The sequence below is a fragment of the Rhizobium sullae genome (genome assembly GCF_900169785.1).
Lineage (GTDB): Bacteria > Pseudomonadota > Alphaproteobacteria > Rhizobiales > Rhizobiaceae > Rhizobium > Rhizobium sullae.
Map to the genome: position 1 here is coordinate 72,687 of NZ_FWER01000017.1, position 25,878 is coordinate 98,564.

Annotated in this window: 25 protein-coding genes and 2 pseudogenes; 13 read left to right on the forward strand and 14 right to left on the reverse strand. The window is 60.1% G+C overall.

The window, feature by feature from the left end; all coding sequences use genetic code 11:
• Positions 1 to 85 precede the first annotated feature (85 nt).
• The 3 genes and pseudogenes from BN1800_RS17125 to BN1800_RS17135 form a co-directional block, all read right to left on the reverse strand.
• On the reverse strand, positions 86 to 1,432 hold the full coding sequence (locus BN1800_RS17125) for an SLC13 family permease (protein ID WP_086999629.1): 1,347 nt from the start codon (positions 1,430 to 1,432) through the stop codon (positions 86 to 88).
• A gap of 96 nt (positions 1,433 to 1,528) precedes the next feature.
• Positions 1,529 to 3,043: a malonate--CoA ligase gene (locus BN1800_RS17130; protein ID WP_086999630.1), complete on the reverse strand. Its 1,515-nt coding sequence runs from the start codon at positions 3,041 to 3,043 to the stop codon at positions 1,529 to 1,531.
• Positions 3,042 to 4,463 (reverse strand): annotated as a pseudogene (locus BN1800_RS17135) (malonyl-CoA decarboxylase); the annotation flags it as partial. The pseudogene BN1800_RS17135 and the gene BN1800_RS17130, both read right to left, overlap by 2 nt.
• Before the next feature lie 156 nt (positions 4,464 to 4,619).
• On the opposite strand from BN1800_RS17135, the gene BN1800_RS17140 reads away from it, so the two are divergent.
• Positions 4,620 to 5,270, forward strand: coding sequence for a GntR family transcriptional regulator (locus tag BN1800_RS17140; RefSeq protein WP_086999633.1), 651 nt, complete (start codon positions 4,620 to 4,622; stop codon positions 5,268 to 5,270).
• A 365-nt stretch (positions 5,271 to 5,635) separates the two neighbouring features.
• Here BN1800_RS17140 and BN1800_RS17145 read toward each other — a convergent pair whose 3' ends face one another.
• The 5 genes from BN1800_RS17145 to tauA form a co-directional block, all read right to left on the reverse strand.
• On the reverse strand, positions 5,636 to 6,142 hold the full coding sequence (locus tag BN1800_RS17145) for a cupin domain-containing protein (RefSeq protein ID WP_425299026.1): 507 nt from the start codon (positions 6,140 to 6,142) through the stop codon (positions 5,636 to 5,638).
• 36 nt (positions 6,143 to 6,178) lie between these two features.
• A complete protein-coding gene (locus BN1800_RS17150) occupies positions 6,179 to 6,727 on the reverse strand; it encodes a peroxiredoxin-like family protein (protein ID WP_210191281.1) in 549 nt (182 codons plus the stop codon).
• 158 nt (positions 6,728 to 6,885) lie between these two features.
• On the reverse strand, positions 6,886 to 7,740 hold the full coding sequence (locus tag BN1800_RS17155) for an ABC transporter permease subunit (protein WP_086999637.1): 855 nt from the start codon (positions 7,738 to 7,740) through the stop codon (positions 6,886 to 6,888).
• The gene (locus BN1800_RS17160) at positions 7,737 to 8,525 is read right to left on the reverse strand and encodes a taurine ABC transporter ATP-binding protein (protein WP_086999639.1); all 789 of its coding nucleotides are present in this window, start codon (positions 8,523 to 8,525) and stop codon (positions 7,737 to 7,739) included. Before BN1800_RS17160 ends, BN1800_RS17155 begins: the two co-directional genes overlap by 4 nt.
• 55 nt (positions 8,526 to 8,580) lie before the next feature.
• Positions 8,581 to 9,594: a taurine ABC transporter substrate-binding protein gene (gene tauA, locus BN1800_RS17165; RefSeq protein WP_086999642.1), complete on the reverse strand. Its 1,014-nt coding sequence runs from the start codon at positions 9,592 to 9,594 to the stop codon at positions 8,581 to 8,583.
• Positions 9,595 to 9,819: 225 nt separating this feature from the next.
• Here tauA and BN1800_RS17170 point away from each other — a divergent pair, with 225 nt between their 5' ends.
• Complete coding sequence (locus BN1800_RS17170; protein ID WP_037142403.1) at positions 9,820 to 11,172, forward strand: FAD/NAD(P)-binding protein; 1,353 nt, start codon at positions 9,820 to 9,822, stop codon at positions 11,170 to 11,172.
• A 259-nt stretch (positions 11,173 to 11,431) separates the two neighbouring features.
• Here BN1800_RS17170 and BN1800_RS17175 read toward each other — a convergent pair whose 3' ends face one another.
• From BN1800_RS17175 to BN1800_RS17185, 3 genes are all read right to left on the reverse strand, one after another.
• Complete coding sequence (locus tag BN1800_RS17175; protein WP_027511086.1) at positions 11,432 to 11,770, reverse strand: serine hydrolase; 339 nt, start codon at positions 11,768 to 11,770, stop codon at positions 11,432 to 11,434.
• A 120-nt stretch (positions 11,771 to 11,890) separates the two neighbouring features.
• On the reverse strand, positions 11,891 to 12,196 hold the full coding sequence (locus BN1800_RS17180; protein ID WP_086999644.1) for a type II toxin-antitoxin system RelE/ParE family toxin: 306 nt from the start codon (positions 12,194 to 12,196) through the stop codon (positions 11,891 to 11,893).
• Positions 12,193 to 12,462, reverse strand: a complete 270-nt coding sequence (locus BN1800_RS17185; protein WP_027511088.1) for a CopG family ribbon-helix-helix protein — start codon at positions 12,460 to 12,462, stop codon at positions 12,193 to 12,195. The genes BN1800_RS17180 and BN1800_RS17185 overlap by 4 nt, the downstream gene beginning before the upstream one ends.
• A gap of 465 nt (positions 12,463 to 12,927) precedes the next feature.
• On the opposite strand from BN1800_RS17185, the pseudogene BN1800_RS17190 reads away from it, so the two are divergent.
• The 3 genes and pseudogenes from BN1800_RS17190 to BN1800_RS17200 all read left to right on the forward strand — a co-directional run.
• Positions 12,928 to 13,269 (forward strand): annotated as a pseudogene (locus BN1800_RS17190) (FAD/NAD(P)-binding protein); the annotation flags it as partial.
• 301 nt (positions 13,270 to 13,570) lie between these two features.
• Positions 13,571 to 13,816 (forward strand): type II toxin-antitoxin system Phd/YefM family antitoxin, encoded by a 246-nt coding sequence (locus BN1800_RS17195; RefSeq protein WP_086999648.1) that lies wholly within the window; start codon positions 13,571 to 13,573, stop codon positions 13,814 to 13,816.
• Entirely contained in the window at positions 13,813 to 14,241 is a 429-nt protein-coding gene (locus tag BN1800_RS17200; RefSeq protein WP_086999650.1) for a PIN domain-containing protein, read from the forward strand. The genes BN1800_RS17195 and BN1800_RS17200 overlap by 4 nt, the downstream gene beginning before the upstream one ends.
• A gap of 315 nt (positions 14,242 to 14,556) precedes the next feature.
• On the opposite strand, the gene BN1800_RS17205 is transcribed toward BN1800_RS17200, so the two are convergent.
• Positions 14,557 to 15,045 carry an Lrp/AsnC family transcriptional regulator gene (locus tag BN1800_RS17205; RefSeq protein ID WP_027511089.1) on the reverse strand — a complete coding sequence of 163 codons (489 nt, stop codon included), beginning with the start codon at positions 15,043 to 15,045 and terminating at the stop codon, positions 14,557 to 14,559.
• A gap of 128 nt (positions 15,046 to 15,173) precedes the next feature.
• Here BN1800_RS17205 and hppD point away from each other — a divergent pair, with 128 nt between their 5' ends.
• Positions 15,174 to 16,286, forward strand: coding sequence for a 4-hydroxyphenylpyruvate dioxygenase (hppD, locus tag BN1800_RS17210; protein ID WP_027511090.1), 1,113 nt, complete (start codon positions 15,174 to 15,176; stop codon positions 16,284 to 16,286).
• 87 nt (positions 16,287 to 16,373) lie between these two features.
• Here hppD and BN1800_RS17215 read toward each other — a convergent pair whose 3' ends face one another.
• Positions 16,374 to 16,973 (reverse strand): HupE/UreJ family protein, encoded by a 600-nt coding sequence (locus tag BN1800_RS17215; RefSeq protein ID WP_086999652.1) that lies wholly within the window; start codon positions 16,971 to 16,973, stop codon positions 16,374 to 16,376.
• Positions 16,974 to 17,144: 171 nt separating this feature from the next.
• Positions 17,145 to 18,161 (reverse strand): substrate-binding domain-containing protein, encoded by a 1,017-nt coding sequence (locus tag BN1800_RS17220; RefSeq protein WP_086999654.1) that lies wholly within the window; start codon positions 18,159 to 18,161, stop codon positions 17,145 to 17,147.
• 318 nt (positions 18,162 to 18,479) lie between these two features.
• Here BN1800_RS17220 and BN1800_RS17225 point away from each other — a divergent pair, with 318 nt between their 5' ends.
• The 7 genes from BN1800_RS17225 (at position 18,480) to BN1800_RS17255 (ending at position 25,870) form a co-directional block, all read left to right on the forward strand.
• Positions 18,480 to 19,730, forward strand: coding sequence for an ABC transporter substrate-binding protein (locus tag BN1800_RS17225; protein ID WP_425299035.1), 1,251 nt, complete (start codon positions 18,480 to 18,482; stop codon positions 19,728 to 19,730).
• A gap of 70 nt (positions 19,731 to 19,800) precedes the next feature.
• A complete protein-coding gene (locus BN1800_RS17230; RefSeq protein ID WP_027511094.1) occupies positions 19,801 to 20,787 on the forward strand; it encodes a carbohydrate ABC transporter permease in 987 nt (328 codons plus the stop codon).
• Positions 20,787 to 21,617: a carbohydrate ABC transporter permease gene (locus BN1800_RS17235; RefSeq protein WP_037142405.1), complete on the forward strand. Its 831-nt coding sequence runs from the start codon at positions 20,787 to 20,789 to the stop codon at positions 21,615 to 21,617. The genes BN1800_RS17230 and BN1800_RS17235 overlap by 1 nt, the downstream gene beginning before the upstream one ends.
• Positions 21,618 to 21,629: 12 nt before the next feature.
• A complete protein-coding gene (locus tag BN1800_RS17240; RefSeq protein ID WP_086999657.1) occupies positions 21,630 to 22,655 on the forward strand; it encodes an ABC transporter ATP-binding protein in 1,026 nt (341 codons plus the stop codon).
• A gap of 65 nt (positions 22,656 to 22,720) precedes the next feature.
• Entirely contained in the window at positions 22,721 to 23,506 is a 786-nt protein-coding gene (locus tag BN1800_RS17245; RefSeq protein WP_086999842.1) for a ThuA domain-containing protein, read from the forward strand.
• Positions 23,507 to 23,516: 10 nt separating this feature from the next.
• The gene (locus BN1800_RS17250; protein ID WP_086999659.1) at positions 23,517 to 24,632 is read left to right on the forward strand and encodes a Gfo/Idh/MocA family protein; all 1,116 of its coding nucleotides are present in this window, start codon (positions 23,517 to 23,519) and stop codon (positions 24,630 to 24,632) included.
• A 146-nt stretch (positions 24,633 to 24,778) separates the two neighbouring features.
• Entirely contained in the window at positions 24,779 to 25,870 is a 1,092-nt protein-coding gene (locus BN1800_RS17255) for a Gfo/Idh/MocA family protein (RefSeq protein ID WP_086999661.1), read from the forward strand.
• Positions 25,871 to 25,878: the final 8 nt, after the last annotated feature.

Consider the following 25,878-nt stretch of genomic DNA (forward strand, 5'->3'; position numbering starts at 1 on the left):
CGCGATTGCACCTTCGATCAGGGCGTCCCTCTCCCACCGGACGCCGACAATTTTTCGCCTCCCGAAGGCGGCGGCAGTGCTGCCATCAGACGAGGCCCGGCAAGACGAAGACCGACCAGGCAACGATCGGCCCGATGATGGCGATCAGCGCGCTATAGACCAGCAACTGCCGTAGAACCTGTTCGCGCTTGTCGTCCGGGGCGTTGGCGACGACGAGGGCGCCATTGGTCGAGAACGGGCTGGTATCGACGATTGTTGTCGAGATCGCGATTGCCGCAACCACGCCGACGGCACTGATGTGGCCTTGCAGCAGGAACGGAACAGCCAGCGGGATGATGGCGCCAAGCAGCGCGGTCGAGGAGGCAAAGGCCGAGACAATGGCGCCTGTGAAGCAGAGTAACAGCGCGATCAGGAGCGGCATGCCGAGGCTCGATATGCCGTTGGCGACATAGTCGACGGTGCCCGCCTTCTCCATGACGCCGACATAGGTGATGATGCCGGCAATCAGAAGCACGGTCGACCAGCTTACCTTGTCGATTGCCGCCTTCTGGGTCTTCGGCGAAATGAGGGCGAGCGCGACAGCGACGGTGATCGCGACCAGACCTACATTGAACTTGAAGACCAGAGCGCCGATGCCGAGCGCCGTCAGGCCGATCAAGGTGAAGATCTTTTCCGGAGTCAGGCGCAAATTCTGAGCGGTGTCCGCCGCCGTGCCGTAGACGTGCTCCCTGATGGGCCTGGCCGGCGTGCCGCCGTGGCCCCGGATCGCCGCCGATACACCCTCGGGATGCAGTTCGGGCAGGGGACCGGTAGCAGCCGGTATCTGCTTCATCACGCGAGCGCCACCGAAGACGAAGAAGACCAGCACGGCGATCGCCAGATTGAAGAAGAAGCTTGAGAGGAAAAGCGATGTCGGGGCAAAGGGCAGGCCGGCCTTGGCGACGATCTGATTGGTGATGCCGCCATAGACGCTGATCGGCGAGAAGCCGCCCGCCTGCGCGCCATGGATGACCATCAGCCCCATCATCGCAGGGCGGATCCGGTATTGCACGGCAAAGCTCAACGCGACCGGGGCGAGGATCGCCACCGCCGCCGGCCCGAGCGCACCGAATCCGGTGATGATCGCGGCAACGACGAACATCACCCAGGGAATCCAGACGACATGACCGCGCACCAGCCGCACGGCGCATTCGACGAGCCAGTCGATGGTGCCGTTGATCTGCGCGATGGCGAAGAGGTAGGTGACGGCGACGAGCGTCAGGAATAGGTCGCTGGGGAAGCCCGCGAAAATGTCGCTGGCCTTCATGCCGATGATAAGCGATCCGAGCAGGAAGGTGCAGCCGAAGGCCAGGGCACCCATGTTGATCGGCTGGATGGTCGCGATGACGAACATGGCGATAAGCAGCAGTATGGATAGGATTTCGATGCTCATGATTCCCCTCCCTCCGACGCCTCCAGCGCCGGTAGCTAATGTTCTTCAAGATTGGACATATCCGTGCGCCTTCCTCCCAGAGGGCGCGCGGTTGGCTCACGTCGTGATGTAAAGATCGGCGTATTGCTGCCGCAGGACATTCTTCTGGACCTTGCCCATGGTGTTGCGCGGCAAGTCCTCGGCGAAGATGATGCGCTTCGGCTGCTTATAGCGCGCGAGCCGGTCCTGGAGCGCGCCAAGGATCGCCTTTTCATCGAGCGCCGTGTCGGGCTTGCAAACGACGATGGCGGTAACGCCTTCGCCGAAATCGGGATGCGGAACCCCGATGACCGCGCTCTCAGAGACACCCTCGAGTTGGTCGATCTCGCCCTCGACCTCTTTCGGATAGATGTTGTATCCGCCGGAGATCACGAGGTCCTTGCTGCGCCCGACGATGTGGAGGTAACCGTCCTCGTCGATCTTGCCGAGGTCGCCGCTGATGAAGAAGCCGTCGGCCGTGAATTCCGCGGCGGTCTTTTCCGGCATGCGCCAATAGCCTTTGAAGACGTTCGGTCCCTTGATCTCGATCATGCCGGTTTCCTCGGGCGCAAGCTCGGCGCCGGTCGCGGGATCGGTGATGCGCAGCGTCACGCCGGGGAGGGGCAGGCCGACCGTTCCGGCGATCCGCTCCCCGTCATAGGGATTGGACGTGTTCATGTTGGTTTCGGTCATGCCGTAGCGCTCAAGGATTGCATGCCCGGTACGGTTCTTGAACTCGATATGCGTCTCGGCGAGCAGCGGCGCCGAACCGGAAATGAAGAGGCGCATGTTCGCGACAGCCTGCCGGTCGAAGCGGGGGCTCTGCAGCAGGCGCACGTAAAAGGTCGGCACGCCCATCAGGAGCGTCGCCTGCGTCATCAGCGACATGACCCCGTCCGGGTCGAATTTCGGCAGCAGGAACATCGAGGCGCCGGCAAGCAGCGTGACGTTCGTAGCGACGAACAGCCCATGCGTGTGGAAGAAAGGCAAGGCATGGATTAGCCGATCATCGGCGGTGACGTGCCAGCAGTCGCGCAAGGTTACGGCATTCGAGAGCAGGTTGCCGTGCGTGAGCATCGCTCCCTTGGAGCGCCCGGTCGTTCCCGAGGTATATAGGATCGCTGCCAGGTCGTCGGCGGTGCGCGAGGCATCGACGAAGTCGGCCTGTTCGTCTCCTGCGAGATCGAGAAGCGAGCCCGTACCATCGGCGTTAAGCGTTTCGACGATCGCGCCGTGCGGCTTTGCGATCCTCTCGACGCTCTCGCGGCCGGCCGACGGGACTATGACCAGCCTAGGTTCGGCGTCGCCGATGAAATAGTCGAGCTCGGCGAGCGTATAGGCGGTATTCAGCGGCAGGTAGACGGCGCCCGAGCGAAGGCAGGCAAGGTAGAGGATCAGTGCCTCGGCACTTTTTTCGACCTGCACGGCCACTCGGTCGCCGGGGCGAATGCCGAGCGTATCGATCGCGCTCGCGATGCGGCTCGAAAGGTCCAATGCGTCATCATAGGCCCATATGTGACCACCATTCATCCGGATGAACGGCGCGTTGTCGCGGGCCGCCGCCCGTATGGCGTCGAAAAGATGGTTGCTCATTCTTGCCTCCTCCAATCCTTCTCGTTTACGACCTGCGCACCCGGCCGCGAAACCCGGCGACGTTAGCTGTCGCGCCGGCTTCGCCGTTCCGGTTCATCAGGTTCTTGACAGGCGGCGATGCAACAACCTCCCCGCGCTGCGCCAACGCCTCGTGATTGGTCACGATGTCCTCGAGCTTGTAGAGGTAGTTGACCATCAGGCCGTGTGCCTGCTGCATGGCCTTGGCCGAGCGATCGCCGAGAAAATTCAGTCTTTCCAGCCGGGCGCCGTTGCCGAGATGGAAGCGGGCGACTGGATCGACCGGGCGGCCGTCGGCGGTCCGTGCGATCAGGAAATAATGCGCCGCGAGCCGCAGCAGGACGCGCTCTACCTCGGCCGCCCTGTTTTCGTCGTCGGCCCACGCCGGGTCATCCAGCAGCGTCAGCGCCTTGCGATCCGCATCCGACAGCAGCGGGTCGCTCGCCGAAGCACGCGCCTTGGCGAGCCAGCGCGCAAAGCCCGGAACGGGCGACAGCGTAACGAAATTTTTGAGGCCCGGCAGATCCCTGTGCAGGTCGTCCACGACCTGCTTGATTAGGAAATTGCCGAACGAGATTCCGCGCAGGCCGTCCTGGCAGTTGGAGATCGAATAGAAGACGGCCGTCGTTGCCTCGTCGGCGGCAATTTGCACCCTGCCTTCGTTGAGCACGTCGGCGATGGAGTTCGGCACGGATCGCGCGAGCGCCACCTCGACGAACACAAGCGGCTCGTCGGCCAGCCGAGGATGGAAAAAGGCAAAGCATCGGCGATCAGCCGGCGCAAGACGACGACGCAGTTCATCCCAGCCGGCGATCTCGTGCACGGCCTCGTATTTGATGATCTTTTCCAGGATGTGCGCCGGCGTCGACCAGTCGATCGGGCGCAAAGTCAAGAAACCGCGGTTGAACCAGGAGCCGAACAGATGCGTAAAGTCGGCGTCAAGCGCTTGAAACCCAGTCGTTTGCTCTTTCGAGGCAAGAAGCTGCTGACGTATCCGGACGAGCTTTGCCGTACCGCTCGGCGCGTGATTCAATCGGCGCAGCAGCTCCTGCCGCCGCGGTTCTGCCGCCTGGTGGAGAGCAATGATTGAAGTTGAGCTCTTGTCGGTGCGGTAGTTTTCAACCGCCCGGTCGAGCTTCGCCGTGTCGGGTCCGAATTTGTCGGAGAGCACGTGAAAGAAGTGCTGCACCCTTTCTGCGTCGAGTGCGCTCCAGCGATCGAGTATCTCGGCGGCAATGGCCATGCCCGAAGCTTCGCCGCGGCTCGACAGCAGCATTTCGCAGAGGGTTTCGAGATCCGCCTCGGCGGCGACCTCAGAGACACGTGAGCTGGAAAATAAGAGCTTACGTCCGCGATCGGTGATGCTCTGCAGCATGTCCGTGAAAAAAGAGGTCTCAGGCATGCCCATTCTCCCCCTTCTCAAATCGACTGGTTGCGGCGAGTGCGGCTGCTTCCCATCGCATGGTTTCACCGGTAGTATGTAATCTGCCACAACACGTACACGATGTCAAGTATCGTGTATACAAGAATCGTGCTTATGTATAAGGAACTGCAACCAATGTCCGAGAATGTCGGCCGATGGCTCCGGGATGAGATTGAAAATGCAATTCTTTCCAATGAGTTCTCCCCAGGCGAGCGGCTGGACGAAATGGTGCTCGCCAATCGGTTCGGAGTCTCGCGGACGCCGGTGCGCGAGGCGCTGATGCAGCTCAACGCCATCGGCCTGATCGAAATACGGCCCCGCAGAGGGGCCGTCGTCATCGATCCGGGACCGCACCGCGTCTATGAGATGTTCGAAGTGATGGCGGAACTGGAGGGGCTCGCCGGGGCACTGGCTGCCCGTAGGCTCGACGATGAGGCCCGCGCAGCGATCGCGGCAGCGCACAGGCGCTGCGAGCTTTCAGCCGAGGCGGGCGACAGCGATGCCTATTATTACGACAACGAGGCCTTCCACAAGGCGATCTACGCCGCGAGCCGGAGCGACTTCCTCGAGGAGCAGTGCACCCAATTGCACCGGCGCCTGCGCCCCTACCGGCGGCTGCAACTGCGCGTGCGCAATCGCCTGGCGACGTCCTTCTCGGAGCACTGCGCGATCGTCAACGCGATCTTTGCAGGGGATGGGGAGGAGGCGCGGCGCCTGCTCAGGGCGCATGTCGGGATACAGGGCGAGAGGTTCAGCGATCTGGTTGCAAGCATGGCAAGCAGATGACCTCGGATCCGGTGACGTCGCCGAAGCGTGCACAGCGGTCGGGGCGGGGCCGTTGGGCAAGAATTTCGTCCCGGACTATTCTGGCCATCGTCGCGGAACTCGCCATGCCAGAGCGATGTGTAGCATCCGGGCTTCACGGTTGTGACCAGTGGCTGGTCAAGGGCAATGCGACCTTCAGGACGGCGCCGATTTATCATTGGTGGGACTCGCTATCCGGAGGGCTCGCCGTTCGATTCCCGGCATATCGTGAGGTGAGATAATATCCGGTTCGGCAGATGGCCAAGATGGCAACAATGAAGTGTTCGATAAACGGATGATGAGGCGTCTTTCAAACGCCTCATCATCCGCGTTCACGGCGCGCTTGGTCAACGATGGATCGGATCGATCCAGCGGACCTCTTCCGGCTTTTCGACCGGTTCGATATCGAGATTGACGACCACCGGTTCCTGGCCCGAGCGGACGAGGACGCATTCCAGCGTTTCGTCGCGGCTGGCGTTGATTTCCTGGTGCGGCACATAGGGTGGCACGTAGATGAAATCACCCGGACCGGCTTCGGCGGTGTATTGGAGGTTTTCGCCCCAGCGCATGCGGGCCTTGCCTTTTACCACATAGATGATGCTTTCGAGATCGCCGTGGTGGTGAGCGCCGGTCTTGGCGTTGGCATGGATCGTCACCGTTCCGGCCCAGATCTTTTCCGCACCGGCGCGCGCCTTGCTGATGGCCGTCGCCCGGTTCATGCCGGGCGTCTGGGCGGTATTCGGATCGAGCGAATTGCCGGGAATGACCTTCACCCCATTGTCGCGCCAATGGTCTTCGGCATGGTGATGATCATCATTGTGGTCATGATCGTGATGGCTGCGGTCGTGGGTCACTTTGTTCTCGTTTGCTTGAGGCGTCTCTAGTTAGGATCAGGCGGCGGCGCGCGTGGCAAGCTTGCGCACCGCGTCGATGACCTCTCCGGGTTCGGTGCCGACCAGCCAGTCTGGGCTGAAATCGGCAAAGCGCACATGGCCGCTTTCATCGATGACGATCGTCGCCGGCATTGGCAGTTCCCCCGTGCCGGTACCCGTCACTTCGCCGATTGGCGCACCACCGGCGATCGACGACTGCTTCGAAGGTTTATCGAAAGTGTAGAGGATACCGAAGCGGCGACCAAGGGCATTGTCCTTGTCACTGGCGATTAAGAAATCGAGCTTGTGACGCTTCTTGATCGCGACCAGCCGTTCCGGCACCTGCGGGCTGATGCCGACCAGCGTTGCGCCGAGCGTCGCCAGTTCCGGAGCGAGATGCAGATTATAATAGGGCAGGGCGATATTGCATGCCGGGCATCCGGCAAAGCGGAAGAAGACGAGGACGAGCGGACCATTCTTCAAAAGCGCATCGCGCGTCAGTTGCTCGCCGCCGACCTCGATAAGCTCGAAAGGCTGGCGGACATCCGCGAGGATGACAAGCGACAATCCAGTGAAGCGAATGTCCGATGCCGCCGATCAGGAATATCTTGAGCCGACGAACTCAGATCGGAGTTCGTCGGCGGCCCCCGAGCCGAACCTGATATCGTTTGCCGCTCGCGAAGCGGCTCCTTCAGGAACCCGATGCCGCGCCGCTGCGCCCTCGGTCAGAGCTTGCCCTTCCAGGGTACGAGGAACGCCTCCAGAAAACGAATGGCGGCGGAGAAGATGAACGCGCAGATCGCGATGATGCCGATACCGACAAAGACGACGTCGGTCGCCAGGAACTGTGAGGCCGCCATGATCATGAAACCGATCCCGCGCGTGGAAGCGATCAATTCAGCTGCAACCAGCGTGCCCCAGCCGACACCGAGCGCAATTCGAACACCGGTGAGGATCTCGGGCAGGGCGGATGGCAGGACGATGTCCAGGAAGAGCTGCAGCCGGTTCGCGCCCAGCGAACGCGCGGCATTGACGCGTTCGATCGGGAGCGAGCGAACTCCGGCCTGTGCCGAGAGGCAGATCGGTGCGAACATCGCCAGCACCAGCAGTGTGATCTTCGACGTCTCGCCGATGCCGAGCCAGATGATCATCAGCGGCAGGTAGGAGAGCGGCGGAAGCGGCCAGTAGAACTCTATTGGCGCGTCGAGAACCCCTTTTGCCCAGCGGTTCAGGCCCATGAGCAATCCGAGCGGAATGCCGGCGGAGATGGCGATGAGGGCTGCGGCTACGATGCGGAACAAACTTGCGGAGACATGCTCGGACAGCGACGCACCGGCGTAGCCGTCGCGATAGATGACGTCGATCTGCGTCAGCACCTCGTCTGGACGCGGCAGGAACAGGTGTGGAACGACACCGAGTGCGGATACAAACCACCACAGCAGCAGTATGGCCAGCGCGGTGGTAGCGCTGATGGCCGCTGTCGATTTTTCGCCGGCTCCGAAGCTTGCCATTTTCACCAGCTTGATCTGATGGTTCTGTATATGTGCCGCAATCGGCGGGGCCTGAACTATATCGCTCATGCGGCGCTCCTGAGGTCTTCGGTGCTGTGCAGAATGGCGCGTATCTCCTCGCGCAACTCGGCAAATAGCGGCGACGCCTTGATTGATCGGGCGTCGCCGGTTTCGGCGAAACGGCGAACGAAATCGAGATCGAAGCGTGCCACAACGCGTCCTGGTCGAGGTGACATGACCAGGACCTGCGTGCCCAGGAACAAGGCCTCTTCGATCGAGTGCGTGATGAAGAAAGCCTTCTTTGCCGTTTTATCCCAGATGGAAACCAGCAGTTCCTGCATCTGCTCGCGCGTCAGGCTGTCGAGCGCGCCGAATGGCTCGTCCATCAGCAGGATGCCGGGACTTGTTGCCAGAGCCCGCGCGATGCCGACGCGCTGGCGCATGCCGCCCGACAGCTCGTAAGGAAAAGCGCCGGCGAATTCGTCGAGGCTGACGAGCCGGAGCAGTTCCAGAGCGCGCGTTTCGCGCTCCTTCCGCTTTACCCCGGCGAATTTCAAACCGAGCGCGACATTGTCGACGACGGATTTCCAAGGCAGCAGCGCGTCTTTCTGAAAAACGACACCACGATCCGCGCCGGGTCGTTCGACCGCGCGACCATCGAGTGTTATCCGGCCATCCGAAAGCGGAAGGAAACCCGCAATCGCGTTGAGAAGGGTTGATTTGCCGCATCCCGACGCCCCGAGCGCGACGACGAAGCCCCGTTCGGGAATATCGAAAGAAACGCGATCGAGCGCGTGAATGGTCCGCCCGTCGCGGGCTGCGAAGAAAACGCTAGCGTGATCGACTTTAAGCATGTTGCTGCTCGCAAGTTCGACGCCGGCGCAGGGATTGCGCCAGCGTCAGGGAGGATCAGTTGCTGACGCCGGTGAGCGCGTCTGCGGTTACGAAGGCCCCGTAATTCGCCAGCACGTCGGAAACCTTGCCCTGTTCTTTCAGAAACGACGCCGTGTCCTTGAGGATCTTGGCAGCACCCGCCTTTTCGCCGCCGCCGAGCCAGGCATCCGATGCCTGGACCTCAGGCGTCAACAGGGTGAGGTTCTTCAAGGCCGACGCCTGCTGATCGGGCGTTCCGCCAATGAGTTTCGCAAGCGACTTGGCGTTGTCGCTGTCGGGGCTCCAGGCGGATTTGTCGGACGCGAAGGATGCGTAGTATTTGTTGACGACCGAAGCGAAAGCCTTCAGAAATTCCGGGTTGTCGGCGGCAAACTTCGAGGTCGCGACCCATGCCGAGAATGTTGGCGCACCCTTGTCTGCCACGTCTTTGGAGGTCACGAGGACCTTCCCGTTCTTCTTGAGTTCGGTGAGCGCCGGATCCCAGACGAAGCCGCCATCGATGTCGCCGCGGTTATAGCTCGCGACGATTTCGGGCTGAGGGATTGCGAAGACCTGAACGTCCTTTTCGGTCAGGCCCCGCGATTTGATGAGCGCCAGGAGCTGATAGTGGTCCGTGGACACCGGCGCTGCAGCAAGTTTCTTCCCCTTGAGATCATTCAGGCTTTCGATGCCGGAGCCGTTACGGACGACGAGAGCCTCGTCGATGCCTGAGATGGACGCAAGGTAGAAGGCCTTGACCTCGAGCCCGCGTGATGCAGCAGCCGCAAACGGGCTGGAGCCGACATAGCCGACCTGGACATCGCCGGATGCAATCGCCGCAAAGATTTCGGCGCCTGAATTGAACCTGCGGAAGTCGATGTCGTATCCCGTCTCCTTGGCGAATTCGCCATTGGCGATCGCCACGGAAGACGGCAAGGCGTCGGTTTGGTAGGCGACGACGACCGTCTTGTCCGCCGCTTGGGCGACGATCGCCGTTGCAAGAGTGCCGACGCCGACTGCGATCGCGGCAACTAAGTTCCTGAAATTCATCTTGAGCCCCTTTGTTCAGGGCCCGCACGGCCCTTGATCTCACCTCAAAAGCGTAATGGTTCAGAAGGGGCTAGCGGGAGAAATAACAAACTATATTTATAGACAATAGAGATAATTGTTTTCGTCATTGCGCCGGTTGCGCGATCCGCTGGTCCGGCGCGCGGCGTCGGGCTTGAAAGAAGAAATGTCTCAATGACGTTGCGAAGCTTCAGGGAGAATGCGTCGATGTATGATGTTATCGTGGTCGGTTCCGGTTTTTCAGCGATAGCTGTTACCTGCAATCTCATCGAACAGCTTCCCGCCTCGGCGAAGATCGCCGTCATTGGCGATGATCCCGGTTTCGGCCGCGGGACGGCCTACCGGACGGAGCTCTATCTCCATCGCCTCAACGTTCCCGCAGGCCGCATGAGCCTGCTGCCGCATCATCCCGACGACTTTGTCGACTGGCTGAAAAGCCGTGGACGCCGGTTGCAGGCAGGGGATTTTGCTTCGCGGAGCGATTACGGTCTTTATGTCCGCGATACGCTTGCACGGCTGCTTCGAAAGCGGGACGGCCGCTGCCGGGTCGACCTTATCAAGGCCAAGGCGGCGGGATGCGTGGACCGTTACAGCAGCACGCTGGCCTTCCATCTTGGTAATGGCGACGAGATTACCGGGAAGAACGTGGTGCTCTGCCTCGGTGTCGGGAACGCGACCCTTCCGGTCGATCTGGAGGGAGTCCCAGCATCGGCGCGATCGCGGATCATCGAGAACCCGTGGCGGCTCTCGTGGCTGAGGCGCGTCGCACCGTCCGATGCGGTCTGCATCCTCGGCTCCGGCCTGACGATGATCGATCAGGTTCTTGCTCTTCGCGCCCATGGCCACAGTGGCCGGATCGATGTGCTTTCGCGTCGCGGGCTCGCACCGCTCGGACACGCGAGCAAGCCGCAGGTGCCGCTGCCGATCGACGTTCAGATGCTTCCGGATACGATCAGCGGCATATTGAAGATCTTGCGGGCGAAGAGCAGGGCGGCCGCCGACTGGCGAGGCGTGATGGACGGTCTGAGACCCGCGACGCAGGCTCTTTGGCAACGGCTTTCGAGCGAGGAGAGGGCACGTTTCCTGCGGCACGCGCTTCCCTGGTGGAACATTCACCGTCACCGGGTCGCGCCCGACGTGTTCGACAGGTTCGAGAAGTTGGTCACGGAAGGAACCGTTCGTTTCCACGCGGGCTTCTTGAAATCGCTCGGGGCCGAGGAGGGCAGGCTCGCTGCGAGCTACAGGGTCAGAGCGACGCGAACGATCGCCGAGATCAGCGCGGACTGGCTCGTCAACTGCACGGGAATGGAGCGCGCCGGGATCAGTCACTCACCGCTTTTGAAGGAAATGAGCCGGTTTCACTTGATTGCCCCTGATCCTCTCGGTTTGGGCATCGAGGTGAATGCCGCTTCCGAAGTGATAGCACCATCTCGGATTTCACCTGCTCGACTGTTCGCAGTCGGCGCCTTAACGGCGGGACAATTCTGGGAAATCACGGCCGTCCCGGATATCCGGGTACAGGCCAAGGCCGTGGTTGAAGAGATCGCCGCGAACGGCTGACTCCCACGCATGACGATGAGAATGCGGTTGTCTCTTTTCGATTTGGCATTTGAATCTGAGAACACGAGCGGCTCGGGTTCTCAGATTAATTGCTACGTTCCGCGCCAGCCTTGACAGCCCGGTTCACGGCCCGCCAAAGCTTCAAGGAAGTAGATAAGGCTTGGCGGGAGCGCAGGCGGTCCGTATCGGACGGTGGCAAGCGGAGGCGTCGCAGTCCTTGACCGGTTGCAATCGAAAGCCTCGTGCAGAAATCCGATACCTAATCCGCAGCGCTGTTATCGCTCGCGGAAATCGCCAGAACGACAAGCATTCGAATGGTGAGCGTCGAAGATTCGTCGAAACAGTTTGTAATTGAAGGCAGGAAACTGCTGCCGATATCAGTGCGGTTCACGGACTCGTCCAAATCAAGCGTCTCGTCACATAGCAGCGCACCAATTCCAGCGATTTTGATAACACTCGCTGCAATGCGAGGCTCTTCACCCCGAACCGAGACTAGCTGGTCATCATGTAGAAATGCGAAAGAAGCGGAGCGCCCCGGATCGGACGCGAAAGCCAGAAGTTCATTTTCGATCTGTTGTAGGAGACCGGATGTGAGCATAGGCAGGTCATTCCAATGAAGTCAGGGCAATCTGCGACAACTCTACACTACCGCGCTGGCACCGCCACGGTGATCGTGCAACGCTGCTCCTTCCTCGTCATCTCGGCCTCTGAACATGCGTTAGTTCGGCCATTCCTCGACCGGCCAATCCCGCGATGTATGGATGACTCGCAGGATCACGACGCTATCGCGGCCGGCCACCTGTCGCAGCTCATAGGCGATGATGTACGGATGCCGGGCGAGGCATTTTTCATAGGTTCCGCTCACCCGCCCCGGCCTCCCGGTCGCGAACTCGCCCAGCTTATTGCCGGCGTCCTCGATCGCGTCAACGACCCGCTCGGCGGCAAGTGGGTTGTCCTCGGCGATATAGCGCAAGATTTCGAGGTTATCCCGATGCGCTTCAATCGACCAGACAACCGGCCTCATCCGTGCGCGGCCTTCCGGCGCTTCGCGTCCGCAATGACCTCGCGCATTTCCGCGACGGCTTGTTCATGGGGGATGACTCTGCCAGCTTCGGCGTCGGCCATGCCGCGTTTGATCCCATCGATGATTTCAAGTTCGCGCTCGACATAGGCGGAAATGGCTTCGGCCGCGAGGAACGATTTGCTGCGGCGGGTGTCCGCCGCGATCCGTTCCAGCTTCGACTTAGTTTCGGGAGAAACCCGAATTGTCATGGTGGTGCTGGCTGTCATCATGAAAACCTTGTGTTGAATTGTGTACAAAGTAACACGATCGGCGATGTAGGACAAGGAAGGTGTGCATCCGTGCAACTGTGCACAACACAATTTGGGCACGACATATACGCCTGCGTTCCTCGAATGCCCGCTTGCGACGGGTCCGCGAGCTCGGCGCTGCATTAGGCGCGACGGTGCCGTCACCGGCCTGCACTTAACGAGGGCCAGAACCGCCGCAGGGCCTGCTAACGCGGCCCGAACAGCGGCGTCCGGCTATTTTCGCGTAGTAGATATAAACCTAGATCGGGATTCTGTCTGTCTGGCGGACTCACGTTGTTTCACTGACTTCCCAAGGCGGGCGAGGCGCTATCCCAGGGGCGTATCACCCAACCGGAATGCGTCAGCTCGTCCGGCTACATCGCATCCATGTGAGCCTTTAGCTCTGCCTCGCGGTCCTTGGCGCTGCTGCTCGAAATCCTCGGGCAGGGCAGGCTCGCTGCCAGCTACAGGGTCAGAGCGACGCGAACGATCGCCGAGATCAGCGCGGACTGGCTCGTCAACTGCACCGGAATGGAGCGCGCCGGGATCAGTCACTCACCGCTTTTGAAGGAAATGAGCCGGTTTCACTTGATTGCCCCTGATCCTCTCGGTTTGGGCATCGAGGTGAATGCCGCTTCCGAAGTGATAGCACCACCTCGGATCTCGCCTGCTCGACTGTTCGCAGTCGGCGCCTTAACGGCGGGACAATTCTGGGAAATCACGGCCGTCCCGGATATCCGGGTGCAGGCCAAGGCCGTGGTTGAAGAGATCGCCGCGAACGGCTGACTCCCACGCATGACGATGAGAATGCGGTTGTCTCTTTTCGATTTGGCATTTGAATCTGAGAACACGAGCCGCTCGGGTTCTCAGATTAATTGCTACGTTCCGCGCCAGGCTTGACAGCCCGGTTCACGGCCCGCCAAAGCTTCAAGGAAGTAGATAAGGCTTGGCGGGAGCGCAGGCGGTCCGTATCGGACGGTGGCAAGCGGAGGCGTCGCAGTCCTTGACCGGTTGCAATCGAAAGCCTCTTGCAGAAATGCTGTCTCGCGATTGTTGTAGGCAATATAACTACTTCATGGAGATTTTCATGGAAGAAGCTGTTTCGGCAGCGGATGCAAACCGCAAATTCTCCCTCATTCTGCGCAGCGTCAGAGACGGGAATAGCTACGTCGTCACAAGTCATGGACGACCCGTGGCGCGGATTGTTCCTGCGGACAGGCACGAGAACGTTGTGGTTGGTGCTCGCAACGCTCTTTTGTCCCGCCTTGAGCAACAGCCTGTTGTAAGTGCCGAACGATGGACGCGCGATGAACTTTATGAGGATGATCGGTGAAGGTCGCGCTCGATACCAATCTTCTGGCCTACGCGGAAGGTGTAAATGGAGCGGACCGGAGGGATATCGCCCTTAACTTTCTAAGGCGCTTACCGGCGGATGCTGCGGTTATTCCGGTTCAAGTGCTCGGGGAGCTTTTCAACGTCCTTGTGCGTAAGGCGGGCAGGTCAAGGGACGAGGCGCGTGAAGCCTTGCTCGGCTGGCGTGATGCATTCTCCATAGTCGAGACATCCGCAGAAGTCATGCAAACGGCCGTAAAACCCCGGACCGATGCCCGCCAGTATGCGCATGAAGCCTGGAGAGGCCATGGGCGGCGGCCCGCTCGGCACCCATGTCCGAAACGGGCGGAGCTGTCGTCGATGCCTGCGGAACATGCCTTCCACCTCATGCTGCAGACCTGCCACGCCAGATTCAGGACGGAATGACGGCGTCCTCGGACTGGGAATTGTTCGCCTTGTTCAAGCTTCCTTTAACAAGGGCGGTCTGGACGTTGACTTGTGAAAGGTTGGATCGAGTCGACTAGCGCCCGCCATGCTCCGTCTTCAACCCGTTGAGGCCGAAGCGGGCGTTGATCGCGGGCGGCGACGCATCACCGCCCAAATTGGCGAACCGGCCGGCATTCCGTGGCCTGTCGGTATTTTTTAGATGGCCTTCGCCAGACTGCGGAACCGGCAATCAGCCCTGTCGAGATACCGCGATCTGCAGGAACGAGCCAACCAAGATTGTTGAAAAGGATATCTCTAGGTCGCGCGGTAGGCGTGGGAAGGGCGGACCGGCAAACCTTGAAAGTCCTTCAATGTCTGAAGTACGATGGACGTCTTGACATGCTGAACGCTGTCATGCGGCAGGAGCACGTCGTTGACGAAGCGCGACAGTCCCGCAAGATCGGGCGTCACGACCTTGAGGTGGTAGTCCATTTCGCCAGTCAGTGCGTAACATTCCAGCACCTCCGGCAGGTCGGCGATCAGCGCGGCGAAACGTTTGGCGTTGTCGCGGTTGTGGGTGGCGAGGGTAACGGCGATGACGACCATGAGGTCGAGCCCCAGCCTGCCGCGATCGAGCACGGCGCGATAACCGTGGATAAAACCCTCCGTCTCGAGCCGCGCCCGCCGGCGCGAGCACTGCGATGGCGAAAGGGCGATCAACTCTGAGAGCTCATTGTTGGTCAGGCGGCCGTCGCTTTGGAGCTCGGCCAGGATTTTGAGGTCGTATCCGTCGATCCGTTCCATTTGTGCGTATTGCTCCGCCTTTATGCATGAAACATGTATTGAATTGGGGAAAGTGCGCGTGAATGCAAGCACCGTGCATGAAAATCGCGTCATAATGCGTCTCATGATCCAGTTTGGAGGAGAGAACGATGGGCCCTTATCCGCACGATGCACCGCCGACAGGCATCACTGCCGACAATCCGGCCGGTACGGACGGTTTCGAATTTGTTGAATTCGCCCATCCAGAGCCGGAGAAGCTGGGTGAGCTTTTCACCCGCATGGGCTACACTTGTGTTGCCAAGCACCGCACGAAAGACGTCACCGTCTGGCGCCAGGGCGGCATCAATTATCTCATCAATGCCGAACCCGGCAGCCATGCCATGCGCTTCGTCGGTGAACACGGTCCCTGTGCGCCCTCCATGGCCTGGCGCGTCACCGATGCCAAGCATGCCTTCGACCATGCCGTGTCGAAGGGTGCAACACCCTATGAAAGCAAGGACAAGACGCTCGACATTCCGGCCATCGTCGGCATCGGCGGTTCGCTGCTTTACTTTGTAGAAACTTACGGCGAGAAGGGCTCGCCCTATGATACCGAATTCGAGTGGCTCGGCGAACGCGACCCGAAGCCGGAAGGCGTCGGCTTTTATTACCTCGATCATCTGACCCACAACGTCTATCGCGGCAATATGGACAAGTGGTGGGATTTCTATCGCGAGCTTTTCGGCTTCCGGCAGATCCACTTCTTCAATATCGACGGGCGCATCACCGGGCTTATGAGCCGGGCGATCACGTCGCCTTGCGGCAAGATCCGAATTCCACTCAACGAGTCCAAGGACGATACAAGCCAGATCGAGGAATATCTCAGAAAGTACAAAGGCGAAGGCATTCAGCACATCGCCGTCGGTACGGAGGAGATTTATGACGCGACGGACAAACTGGCCGGGAACGGGCTGAAATTCATGCCCGGGCCACCCGACACTTATTACGAACTCTCGCACGAGCGCGTGCACGATCATGACGAACCGGTCGAGCGGATGAAGCAGCACGGCATTTTGATCGACGGCGAAGGCGTGGTGGATGGTGGCACGACCCGCATCCTGCTTCAGATCTTCTCAAGAACCGTCATCGGTCCGATCTTCTTCGAATTCATTCAGCGCAAGGGCGACGAAGGCTTCGGTGAAGGAAACTTCCGCGCGCTGTTCGAATCGATCGAGGCCGATCAGATCCGGCGCGGTGTGCTGCGTCCCACGGCTGCAGAATAAACGGACCTGGGCCCTTGCCTGGGTCGTCGAAGGGAAGAAGCGGCGAGTGCAGATCGCCGCTTTTTATTTTGGCGTTTGTCCGAAAGGTCAGATCATGCCGGTGAGGATGCCGACGCCTGCGACAGCCGCAAAGCCGCCGGCAAGACGTGTGGCGATGAAGCTTCGACGTTTGCCTGTGCGGCCGATCGCATAGCCAAGGCCGAGACCGGCGGTGTGAAGAAGCGCAGTTGCAATCATGAAGCCTGCCGCAAAAGCGGCGCCTGCGGCGCTTTCCGGCATTTCAGCACCATGGGCATGGCCATGGAAGATCGCAAACAGCCCGGCCACCGCCATTGCGACGGCTGCTGGAGCCTTGACGTCGAACGCGACGACCGCGCCGAGAACGACAACCGACAGTGCTATGCCTGTTTCGACGAACGGAATATCGATGCCCGCGATGCCGAACGCTCCGCCCAGAGCCATAGCCAGGACAAAGGTGGCCGGAACGAGCCAGGTTGCGCGGCCGCCGAGCTGATAGGCGAAAATGCCCACCATGACCATAGCGAGGATATGGTCGAGGCCCGATATCGGATGGCTGAAGCCATGGACGAGGCCTGCAGCTTCACCAATTGCGGGATGAGCATAGGCAGTGGCCGGGAGCGCGACTGCGGCCAGCGCCAGAAGCCCGCTTTTATGTGCTGATTTCATTGGTCAATTCCCCACTGAGTTTCAGAATTCCAACTGCGGTAAGCATAGGTAAGGTCGCGGGTGTCATGCTATGGGACAGGCGCTGGAGGCGTCAACAAAAAATATCGAATATGAATATATTTCAATAGTTTACTGATGTGGTCGCAACATGCATCCGCTTACCTGTGAGCATCACTGCCTCAGGGCGCGCGTCGATTCTCTCAGGTTGAGTTCGACGGGCCACAATTCGTGGATATCCGAAACGGGCCGTCCCGCCAGCAATTGCAGCGTCAGGTCGGCACATCTTGCTCCGGCCGCCCGCATCGATGAACGGCTTGCCGAAAGCGAGGGCGCCATGTTTTCCGCCGTCAGGTAGGGAAATACGTCATCATGCGCGATGACCGAAACATCCTCTCCGATCTGCAGGCCGAGAGATCGGGCAGCGCGATAGACGCCGAGTGCCGTCATCATCGATCCGGCCACGAAGGCTGTGGGAGGATTGGTGTTCTCGAGAAAGAAGCGGGCATGTCTAAATCCCAGCTCATCTGTGAATGTATCGTGGGCAATGAGCTGCGCATCATGCACCAAGCCGCGTTCCTCGAATGCCTTGCGGAAGCCGATATCGCGGTGGATTGAGTAAGTCAGCCCCTTGCGACCGTTGATCATTGCGATCCTGCGGTGCCCGAGATCAAGCAGATGTTCCGTCGATCGGCGGATTGCGCCCTCGTTGTCGATGTCCAGCCATGCGTGCGGAATGGCGATATCCGATCGCCCATGCACGAAGAAGGGAATTCCGAGCCGGTCCAGAAGCTCGATGCGCGGGTCGTTCGGTTTGGGAGAGTGGACGATGATCGCGTCGACGCGCCGGCTTTCGGCGAGCCGCCTGTAGGTCAGCAGCTCTTCGTTATTATCGCGGTCCGCCATGGGGATCACGAGAATGTCGGTATCCTCCGACGCCAACCTCTCGGCCATGCCGGCCATGAATTCGGCGAAGTGGAATTCGCCGGCGCGCCCCATGATCACTCCGATCGCCCCCACGCGGCCGGTCTTCAGCCGCACCGCATTGACATTTGGCCGGTAACCCAGCCTCAGCGCTTCCTCAACGACGCGCGCGCGCGTCGTTTCGCTCACCTCCGGATAGCCGCTCAACGCCCGGCTTACCGTTGTTGGCGACAGCCCGACTTCTTTTGCGAATTCCTTGAGCTTCATTCGAACACGTTCTGTTGGACCTCGCGGATCAATGGCGGATTGTTGACGGTTCGGCAATCTCGTCTATCACCGCCTGGCACGATTTGAAATCGATTTCAATAATTTGATCCATTTGAACTTGGACCACCGCTCACATTCGAGCGTGCTGTATTCTATATAAATAATTGAAATACAATGATAAATATAACTTTTGCACATGGTTTGACGCCGCTAGGGAGCCACCCTTGACGGTTGAAAAAAGTTTTGCAATGCTCAGTTTAGCCAAATCGATTTCAATTTTCGTCTGGCAACGGGAGGACTACTATGAAATACCGTTTGATGGCCGCCGTTTCGGCGGTTTCGATGATCTGTACCTTGAATTTGGCGGCGGCAGCCGAGCTTTCCTTCGCGGCGAGTTCGACGGGGAACAACCTCGAGTTCTTCCGCAAGCAGTTTGTCGTCTTCGAGGAGAAGACTGGCCACAAGGTCAATATTGTGAGCATGCCGTCGTCGAGTTCGGAGCAGTTCTCGCAATACCGGCTGTGGCTCGCTGCCGGAAACAAGGATGTCGACGTCTATCAGACTGACGTCATCTGGGCGCCGCAGCTCGCCGATCAGTTCGTGGACCTGAAAGAAGCCGCCAAGGATGTGGCTGGTCAGTTTTTCCCCTCGATCATCGCCTCGCAGACGGTCAATGGGCGCCTCGTGGCGCTGCCTATGTATACCGATGCTCCGGCGCTCTACTATCGCAAGGACCTGCTCGAGAAATATGGCAAGCAGCCGCCGAAGACCTGGAATGAGCTTGCGGAAACCGCCAAGGAGATCCAGGACAAGGAGCGCACGGCCGGTCAGAAGGATATGTGGGGCTTCGTCTTTCAGGGAAACTCCTATGAGGGCCTCACCTGCAATGCACTGGAATGGGTAAAGTCCTCCGGCGGCGGTCAGATCGTGGAGCCGGACGGCACGATCTCGATCAACAACGAAAAGGCCGCTGCCGCCATCGAACGTGCGAAGGGCTGGGTCGGCACGATCTCGCCTCCGGGCGTGCTTGCCTATCAGGAAGAAGAATCTCGCGGCGTCTGGCAGACCGGAAATGCCGTCTTCATGCGCAACTGGCCGTATGCCTATTCGCTCGGCAACGGCGCAGACAGCGCCGTGAAGGGCAAGTTCGACGTCACGACGCTTCCCGTTGCCACCGCCGGCGACAAGCCGTCGTCGGCACTCGGCGGCTGGAATCTTGCGGTTTCGAAATATTCGGACGAGCAGGAAGCGGCTATTGAGCTCGTGAGGTTCCTGGCGTCGGAGGAGGTTCAGAAGGCGCGCGCCATCGAACTTTCCAACCTGCCGACCCTGACTGCGCTTTACGACGACAAGGATGTCGCTGCCGCGCAGCCTTTCATGCCGGAGTGGAAGCCGATCTTCCAGGACGCCGTGCCGCGTCCTTCGGCAACGGCCAAGGTGAAGTACAACGAGGTGTCCTCAAAGTTCTGGACGGCCGTACACAATACACTGTCCGGCAGCGGGACCGCGGCGGAAAACCTCGAACTCCTCGAGGCCGACCTGACGACCCTGAAGGGCGATAGCTGGTGAGTATGGGAACCGGCGGCCGGAAAGCCGCCGGTTCCGTCTCCAGAAGTCTCAAGCACGGGATAGCCGTTTCATGGGCGAAATCGTAGTTTCACAAGCGGCCAAACCGCCAGCCTCCGCCTTGAGGTCCACAACCGAATTGCGCTCCGAGCGCGTTCGATCGGCCTGGTTGTTTCTGGCACCGACACTGTTCATACTGGCGGTGGTGGCCGGGTGGCCGCTGTTCAGGACGATTTATTTCAGCTTCACGAACGCGTCGCTTACCGATCTTGGCAATGCGCAGTTCATCGGTTTCAGCAACTATCTCTCTTGGGTCACGCTGAAGAGCGGACGCACCATCTATCGCGGGCTGCTTGCCGATCCGGTCTGGTGGAGTGCAGTCTGGAACACTGCCAAATTCACGCTGCTTTCAGTGACGATCGAAACCATGCTTGGCCTTGTCGTTGCGCTCGTTCTCAACGCGCAGTTTGTCGGACGCGGCATCGTGCGCGCTGCGATCCTCATTCCCTGGGCCATACCGACGATCGTTTCGGCAAAGATGTGGGCCTGGATGCTCAACGACCAATTTGGCATCCTGAACGATATCCTCCTCGGATTCGGTCTCATCAGTCAGAAGATCGCCTGGACCGCCAATCCGGAGACGGCGATGATTGCGGTCCTGATCGTCGATGTCTGGAAGACGACACCCTTCATGGCGCTTCTCATTCTCGCCGGACTGCAGATGGTGCCTGCGGATATCTACGAAGCCGCCAGGATCGACGGCGTCAATCCGGTCAAGGTCTTCTGGCGGCTGACGCTGCCCTTGATCCGGCCGGCCATCATGGTCGCGGTGATCTTCCGGATGCTGGATGCGATGCGCATCTTCGATCTGATCTATGTGCTGACGCCCAACAACGCCCAGACCAAGACCATGTCGGTCATGGCGCGCGAGAACCTGTTCGACTTCGACAAGTTCGCCTATGGTGCAACCGCTTCGACAGTCCTCTTCCTCATCATCGCCTCCGTCACCGTGCTCTACATCTGGTTCGGACGCGTCAAGCTCGGCGGGGAGGAACGCTGATGCTGCTCTCGGTCACAAAAAACACGCTCTTCTATCTGCTCGTCGCAGTCATCGTCATCCTCGCGGTCTTTCCGTTCTACTATGCGATCCTCACGAGCCTGAAGACTGGCACGGCGCTTTTCGAGGTCAATTACTGGCCGGTTTCGATTTCATTCGGCAACTATTCGTCGGTGATGAGCCAAGGCGGCTTTGTCCGCAGCCTTGGCAACTCCGTGCTAATCGCCTTGGTCGTGGTTGCCGCGTCGCTGCTGCTTTCCATCACGGCATCCTTCGCCCTGGCGCGCGTGAACTTTCGCGGGCGCGCGCTTTTGATGCTGACGATCCTGTCCGTGTCGATGTTCCCGCAGATTGCGGTTCTCGCAGGCCTCTTCGAGCTCATCCGGTGGATCGGCATCTTCAACACGCCTTTCGCGCTGATCTTTTCGTACATGATCTTCACACTGCCGTTCACCGTCTGGGTACTCACGACCTTCATGCGCGAACTGCCGATCGAGATCGAAGAGGCGGCGATCGTCGACGGCGCCTCGCCCTGGGTTATCATCACCCAGGTCTTCATGCCGCTGATGTGGCCTGCGCTCGTCACCACCGGCTTGCTTGCCTTCATTACCGCCTGGAACGAATTTCTCTTCGCACTAACTTTCACATCATCAAACACACAACGGACCGTGCCGGTCGCCATCGCGCTGCTTTCAGGTGGCAGCCAATTCGAAATTCCTTGGGGCAACATTATGGCGGCTTCGGTCATCGTCACCGTACCGGTTGTTGTCCTCGTCTTGATATTCCAGCGCCGGATCATCTCGGGGCTGACTGCCGGCGGCGTTAAAGGTTGAGGGAGCAGAACATTGGCAGAAATCCGCCTCGACAATATCCGCAAGAGCTTCGGCGCCTTCGAGGTCATCAAGGGTGTGAGCATGGACATCCGCCGCGGCGAATTCATGGTTTTCGTAGGCCCGTCCGGATGCGGCAAGTCCACGCTGCTGCGCCTTATCTCCGGCCTTGAGGACATCACGTCCGGCACGCTTTCCTTCGACGACAAGGTGGTAAACCAGCGTGCGCCGTCGAAGCGAGGCATCGCCATGGTGTTCCAATCCTATGCGCTCTATCCGCATATGACCGTCTTCGACAACATGGCCTTCGGCATGAAGCTATCGGGACGGACGAAGGATGAATGCCGGCAGCGCGTCGAACAGGCAGCCGGTATGCTGCAGCTTTCACCCTATCTCGACCGCCTGCCGCGCCAGCTGTCGGGCGGGCAGCGTCAGCGTGTCGCGATCGGCCGGGCGATCGTTCGCGATCCCAAGGTCTTTCTCTTCGACGAGCCGCTGTCTAACCTCGATGCCGCCCTGCGCGTGGCAACAAGGCTGGAGATCGCCAAGCTCCACCGCAGCATGCACAACACGACGATGATCTATGTGACGCACGATCAGGTAGAGGCCATGACGCTTGCAGACCGGATATGTGTTTTGCGCGACGGCGTCGTCGAGCAGGTTGGCACACCCTTGGAGCTCTATGAGACCCCGAACTCGCTCTTCGTTGCCGGTTTCATCGGCTCGCCGAAGATGAATTTCCTGTCCGACGGACTGGCGCAGCCTTACAATGCCCATACGATCGGCGTGCGCGCCGAGCATGTCCGGATCACGTCGCAGGCGGCCGTGTGGAGCGGGAAGGTCATCCATTCGGAAATCCTTGGCTCCGACAGTTTCGTCTATCTGGACATCGGTGCCGACGAGCCGTTTATCGTCCGGGAAACCGGCGTCTCCGGCCACCGGCCGGGTCAAAAGCTCGGCGTTGCGCCGATCACCGATCACATACACCGTTTCGACCAATCCGGCCGCGCGCTTGCAAAGGCATCCGTGCGCGCTGCTTGACCATCCACGAAGGACTGATCTACCTCCCAAGGATCGATCCGCCTCACATCGCAAGGAGTAACGACGTGTCTATTCGCACCATTGTCTGGGGTGAAAACATCCATGAGAACACCAACGCCGTCGTCAGGGAAATTTATCCCGATGGCATGCACACCACGATCGCCAGTGCGCTGAACAGCGATCCGGTAATCAAGGCGACGACGGCGATGCTGCAAGAGCCGGAACATGGGCTTACCGAAGCCCGGCTTGCCGAAACCGATGTGCTCACCTGGTGGGGCCACAAGGATCACGGCGCGGTCTCCGACGAGGTCGTCGAGCGCGTCGCCAAGCGCGTTTGGGAAGGCATGGGGCTTCTGGTGCTGCATTCCGGACATTTTTCGAAGATCTTCAAGCGGCTGATGGGCACGCCCTGCGCGCTGAAATGGCGCGAGGCGGGCGAACGCGAGCGCCTGTGGGTCATCAATCCGCGCCATCCGATCGCCGCCGGTCTCGACGAGAATTTCGTTCTTGAGAACGAGGAGATGTATGGTGAGCAGTTCTCGGTTCCCGAGCCGCTGGAAACGGTGTTCATCTCCTGGTTCCAGGGCGGCGAGGTGTTCCGGTCCGGCATGACCTGGCGGCGTGGGGCGGGCAACATCTTCTACTTCCGCCCCGGTCACGAGACCTACGCGACCTATCACGATGCCAATGTCCGCAAGGTGCTGATCAACGCTGTCAAATGGGCCTACAACGCGCAGGGAACCCTCAAGGGCATTACCGATGCGCCGAACGTTCCGGTGGAGAAGGCGCCCGAGCCGATTGTGGAGCGCGGCCCGAAATTGCACCAGGCCGGCGAAGCCGGTTATCGCTGAGGGGACACGGATGAGACTTCTTGTTCTCGGCACAGGCTCGATGGCGCGTAGCCAGATCAGCCATTTCAAACTGATCGAAGGCGTCGAAGTGGTCGGTGCCGTCGATACCGATCCGGCACGCCTTGCCGAATTTGCCGATCATTTCGGCATTGAGAGACGTTTCCTTACGCTTGAGGAGGCGATCGCCTGGGGTGGGTTCGATGCGGCGACGAACGTCACGCCGGACCGTGTCCACCATCCAACGACGATGGCGCTCATTGCCGCGGGCAAGCACGTGTTCTGCGAAAAGCCGCTGGCGGAGAACTATGCGGATGCTCTGGAGATGACCAATGCCGCCGAGGCGGCCGGCGTGATCAATATGGTGAATCTGACCTATCGCAATGTGGCGCCACTGCAGCGCGCCCGCGAGATGGTGCTCGCCGGCGAACTCGGTACGATCAAGCACGTGGAAGCATCCTATCTACAGAGTTGGCTCGTGTCTCGCGCCTGGGGCGATTGGCGCACGGAATCGCGCTGGCTTTGGCGCCTTTCCACCGGTCACGGTTCGAACGGCGTGCTCGGCGATGTCGGCATCCATATCCTCGATTTTGCGTCCTATGGTGCGGCAACCGACATTGATCACGTCTTTGCAAGGCTGAAGACCTTCAACAAGGCGCCGGGCGGTCAGATCGGCGAATATATGCTCGACGCCAACGACAGCTTCACCATGTCGGTGGACTTCGCCAACGGTGCGCTCGGCGTCATTCACGCCAGCCGCTGGGCGACGGGTCATCTGAATGAGCTGAAGCTGCGCATCTACGGCGAGCGCGGTAGCCTGGAGGTCATACACCGGCCGAACGGATCGCAATTGCGCGGCTGCTTCGGCGAGAACGTCGAGACGGCCACCTGGGCGGATATCGATGTTCCGCCGGTGCCGACCAACTACCAGCGTTTTGCCGAAGCGGTCGCGACCGGCAAACAGCTTGACCCGAACTTCCGTCACGCCGCCAACCTGCAGAAGGTCATCGATCTTGCGATCGTCTCGGAAAGGGAGCGTCGCGAGCTCAATCTATTGTCGGCGGAAGACGGCATGACACCCGGACCGGAAGGCGCCGGCAACGTGGAGGTGCTGCCGATCGCCGTGTAAGCACCATCGCACTCCGTATTGCCATGCGGCCGGTCGAGGGCCGTATGGCCGGATGTTTGAGCCCTGCCTTGACGAAGCATGAAAGAAGGCCGGGCGCAGATGCCAACCCGGCCGTCTGGCCGGCCGCAAGCAGAAGGAGCAAAATAATGAAACTGATCATTCTTGGCACGGGTTGGTGGGCGAACACCCACGCCACGAGTTTCTCGGAAATCGCAGATGTGGAGATCGTCGCGGCGGTCGATAGCGATGATGTACGCCTGCGTGCCTTTGCCGCCCGGCACGATATTCCGCTGACCTTCAATTCACTGGACGATGCGATTGCCTGGGGCGAGTTCGACGCGGCAACCAATGTCACTCCGGACCGCGTCCACTATGCCACGACCTTGGCCCTGCTTGCCGCCGGCAAGCACGTCTTTTGTGAAAAACCGCTGGCGGAGAATTTCGCCCAGGCCGCGGAGATGGCCGACGCCGCCGAGAGGTCGAAACAGATAACGATGGTAAATCTCACCTATCGCAACGTCGCGCCGCTGCAGAAGGCCCGGCAGATGGTGCTGAACGGCGACATCGGTCAGGTCCGCCACTTCGAGGCCTCCTATCTGCAAAGCTGGCTCGTTTCGAAGGCGTGGGGCGACTGGGCGACGCAGCCACAATGGCTCTGGCGCCTGTCGAGCAAGCACGGGTCGAACGGCGTTCTCGGTGATGTCGGTATTCACATTCTCGACTTCGTCGTCTACGGGACCGGAAGCGAGATCAAGACCGCCGCTGCGCAACTGAAAACCTTCGAGAAGACGCCCGGCAACAGAATCGGCGAGTACGAACTCGACGCCAACGACAGCTTTGTGATGATGGCCGAACTGCAGAACGGCGCTTTGGGCGTGATCCATGCCAGCCGCTGGGCAACCGGACATCTGAACGAACTGCGGCTGCGGGTTCACGGCGACAAGGGCGCGATCGAAGTCATCGATACGCCGAATGGCCCGACGCTCAGGATTTGCGCCGGCGCGGATGCTGACAATGCGATCTGGCGGCAGGTGCATGTCGAACCCGTTCCGACGAACTTCGAGCGGTTCGCAGAGGCTGTCAGAACCGGCGTCGAGCAGGAGCCATCCTTCCGGCATGCCGCTAATCTGCAGGAGGTCATCGATCACGCGCGCATCTCGGCCGCCAGTCTTCCCGCGCTGATCATCGCCGCTCAAAGCGGGCAATATGGCGGAGGAGGCGCCAAGCGCCACATTTAAGCGGATTT

What these genes read in the sequence shown, in the direction of transcription:
- BN1800_RS17125 (WP_086999629.1), bottom strand. Translation starts at nt 1,432, where the DNA reads ATGAGCATCGAAATCCTATCCATACTGCTGCTTATCGCCATGTTCGTC.
- BN1800_RS17130 (WP_086999630.1), bottom strand. Translation starts at nt 3,043, where the DNA reads ATGAGCAACCATCTTTTCGACGCCATACGGGCGGCGGCCCGCGACAAC.
- BN1800_RS17140 (WP_086999633.1), top strand. Translation starts at nt 4,620, where the DNA reads ATGTCCGAGAATGTCGGCCGATGGCTCCGGGATGAGATTGAAAATGCA.
- BN1800_RS17155 (WP_086999637.1), bottom strand. Translation starts at nt 7,740, where the DNA reads ATGAGCGATATAGTTCAGGCCCCGCCGATTGCGGCACATATACAGAAC.
- BN1800_RS17160 (WP_086999639.1), bottom strand. Translation starts at nt 8,525, where the DNA reads ATGCTTAAAGTCGATCACGCTAGCGTTTTCTTCGCAGCCCGCGACGGG.
- tauA (WP_086999642.1), bottom strand. Translation starts at nt 9,594, where the DNA reads ATGAATTTCAGGAACTTAGTTGCCGCGATCGCAGTCGGCGTCGGCACT.
- BN1800_RS17170 (WP_037142403.1), top strand. Translation starts at nt 9,820, where the DNA reads ATGTATGATGTTATCGTGGTCGGTTCCGGTTTTTCAGCGATAGCTGTT.
- BN1800_RS17175 (WP_027511086.1), bottom strand. Translation starts at nt 11,770, where the DNA reads ATGCTCACATCCGGTCTCCTACAACAGATCGAAAATGAACTTCTGGCT.
- BN1800_RS17180 (WP_086999644.1), bottom strand. Translation starts at nt 12,196, where the DNA reads ATGAGGCCGGTTGTCTGGTCGATTGAAGCGCATCGGGATAACCTCGAA.
- BN1800_RS17185 (WP_027511088.1), bottom strand. Translation starts at nt 12,462, where the DNA reads ATGACAGCCAGCACCACCATGACAATTCGGGTTTCTCCCGAAACTAAG.
- BN1800_RS17195 (WP_086999648.1), top strand. Translation starts at nt 13,571, where the DNA reads ATGGAAGAAGCTGTTTCGGCAGCGGATGCAAACCGCAAATTCTCCCTC.
- BN1800_RS17205 (WP_027511089.1), bottom strand. Translation starts at nt 15,045, where the DNA reads ATGGAACGGATCGACGGATACGACCTCAAAATCCTGGCCGAGCTCCAA.
- hppD (WP_027511090.1), top strand. Translation starts at nt 15,174, where the DNA reads ATGGGCCCTTATCCGCACGATGCACCGCCGACAGGCATCACTGCCGAC.
- BN1800_RS17215 (WP_086999652.1), bottom strand. Translation starts at nt 16,973, where the DNA reads ATGAAATCAGCACATAAAAGCGGGCTTCTGGCGCTGGCCGCAGTCGCG.
- BN1800_RS17220 (WP_086999654.1), bottom strand. Translation starts at nt 18,161, where the DNA reads ATGAAGCTCAAGGAATTCGCAAAAGAAGTCGGGCTGTCGCCAACAACG.
- BN1800_RS17225 (WP_425299035.1), top strand. Translation starts at nt 18,480, where the DNA reads ATGGCCGCCGTTTCGGCGGTTTCGATGATCTGTACCTTGAATTTGGCG.
- BN1800_RS17230 (WP_027511094.1), top strand. Translation starts at nt 19,801, where the DNA reads ATGGGCGAAATCGTAGTTTCACAAGCGGCCAAACCGCCAGCCTCCGCC.
- BN1800_RS17235 (WP_037142405.1), top strand. Translation starts at nt 20,787, where the DNA reads ATGCTGCTCTCGGTCACAAAAAACACGCTCTTCTATCTGCTCGTCGCA.
- BN1800_RS17250 (WP_086999659.1), top strand. Translation starts at nt 23,517, where the DNA reads ATGAGACTTCTTGTTCTCGGCACAGGCTCGATGGCGCGTAGCCAGATC.
- BN1800_RS17255 (WP_086999661.1), top strand. Translation starts at nt 24,779, where the DNA reads ATGAAACTGATCATTCTTGGCACGGGTTGGTGGGCGAACACCCACGCC.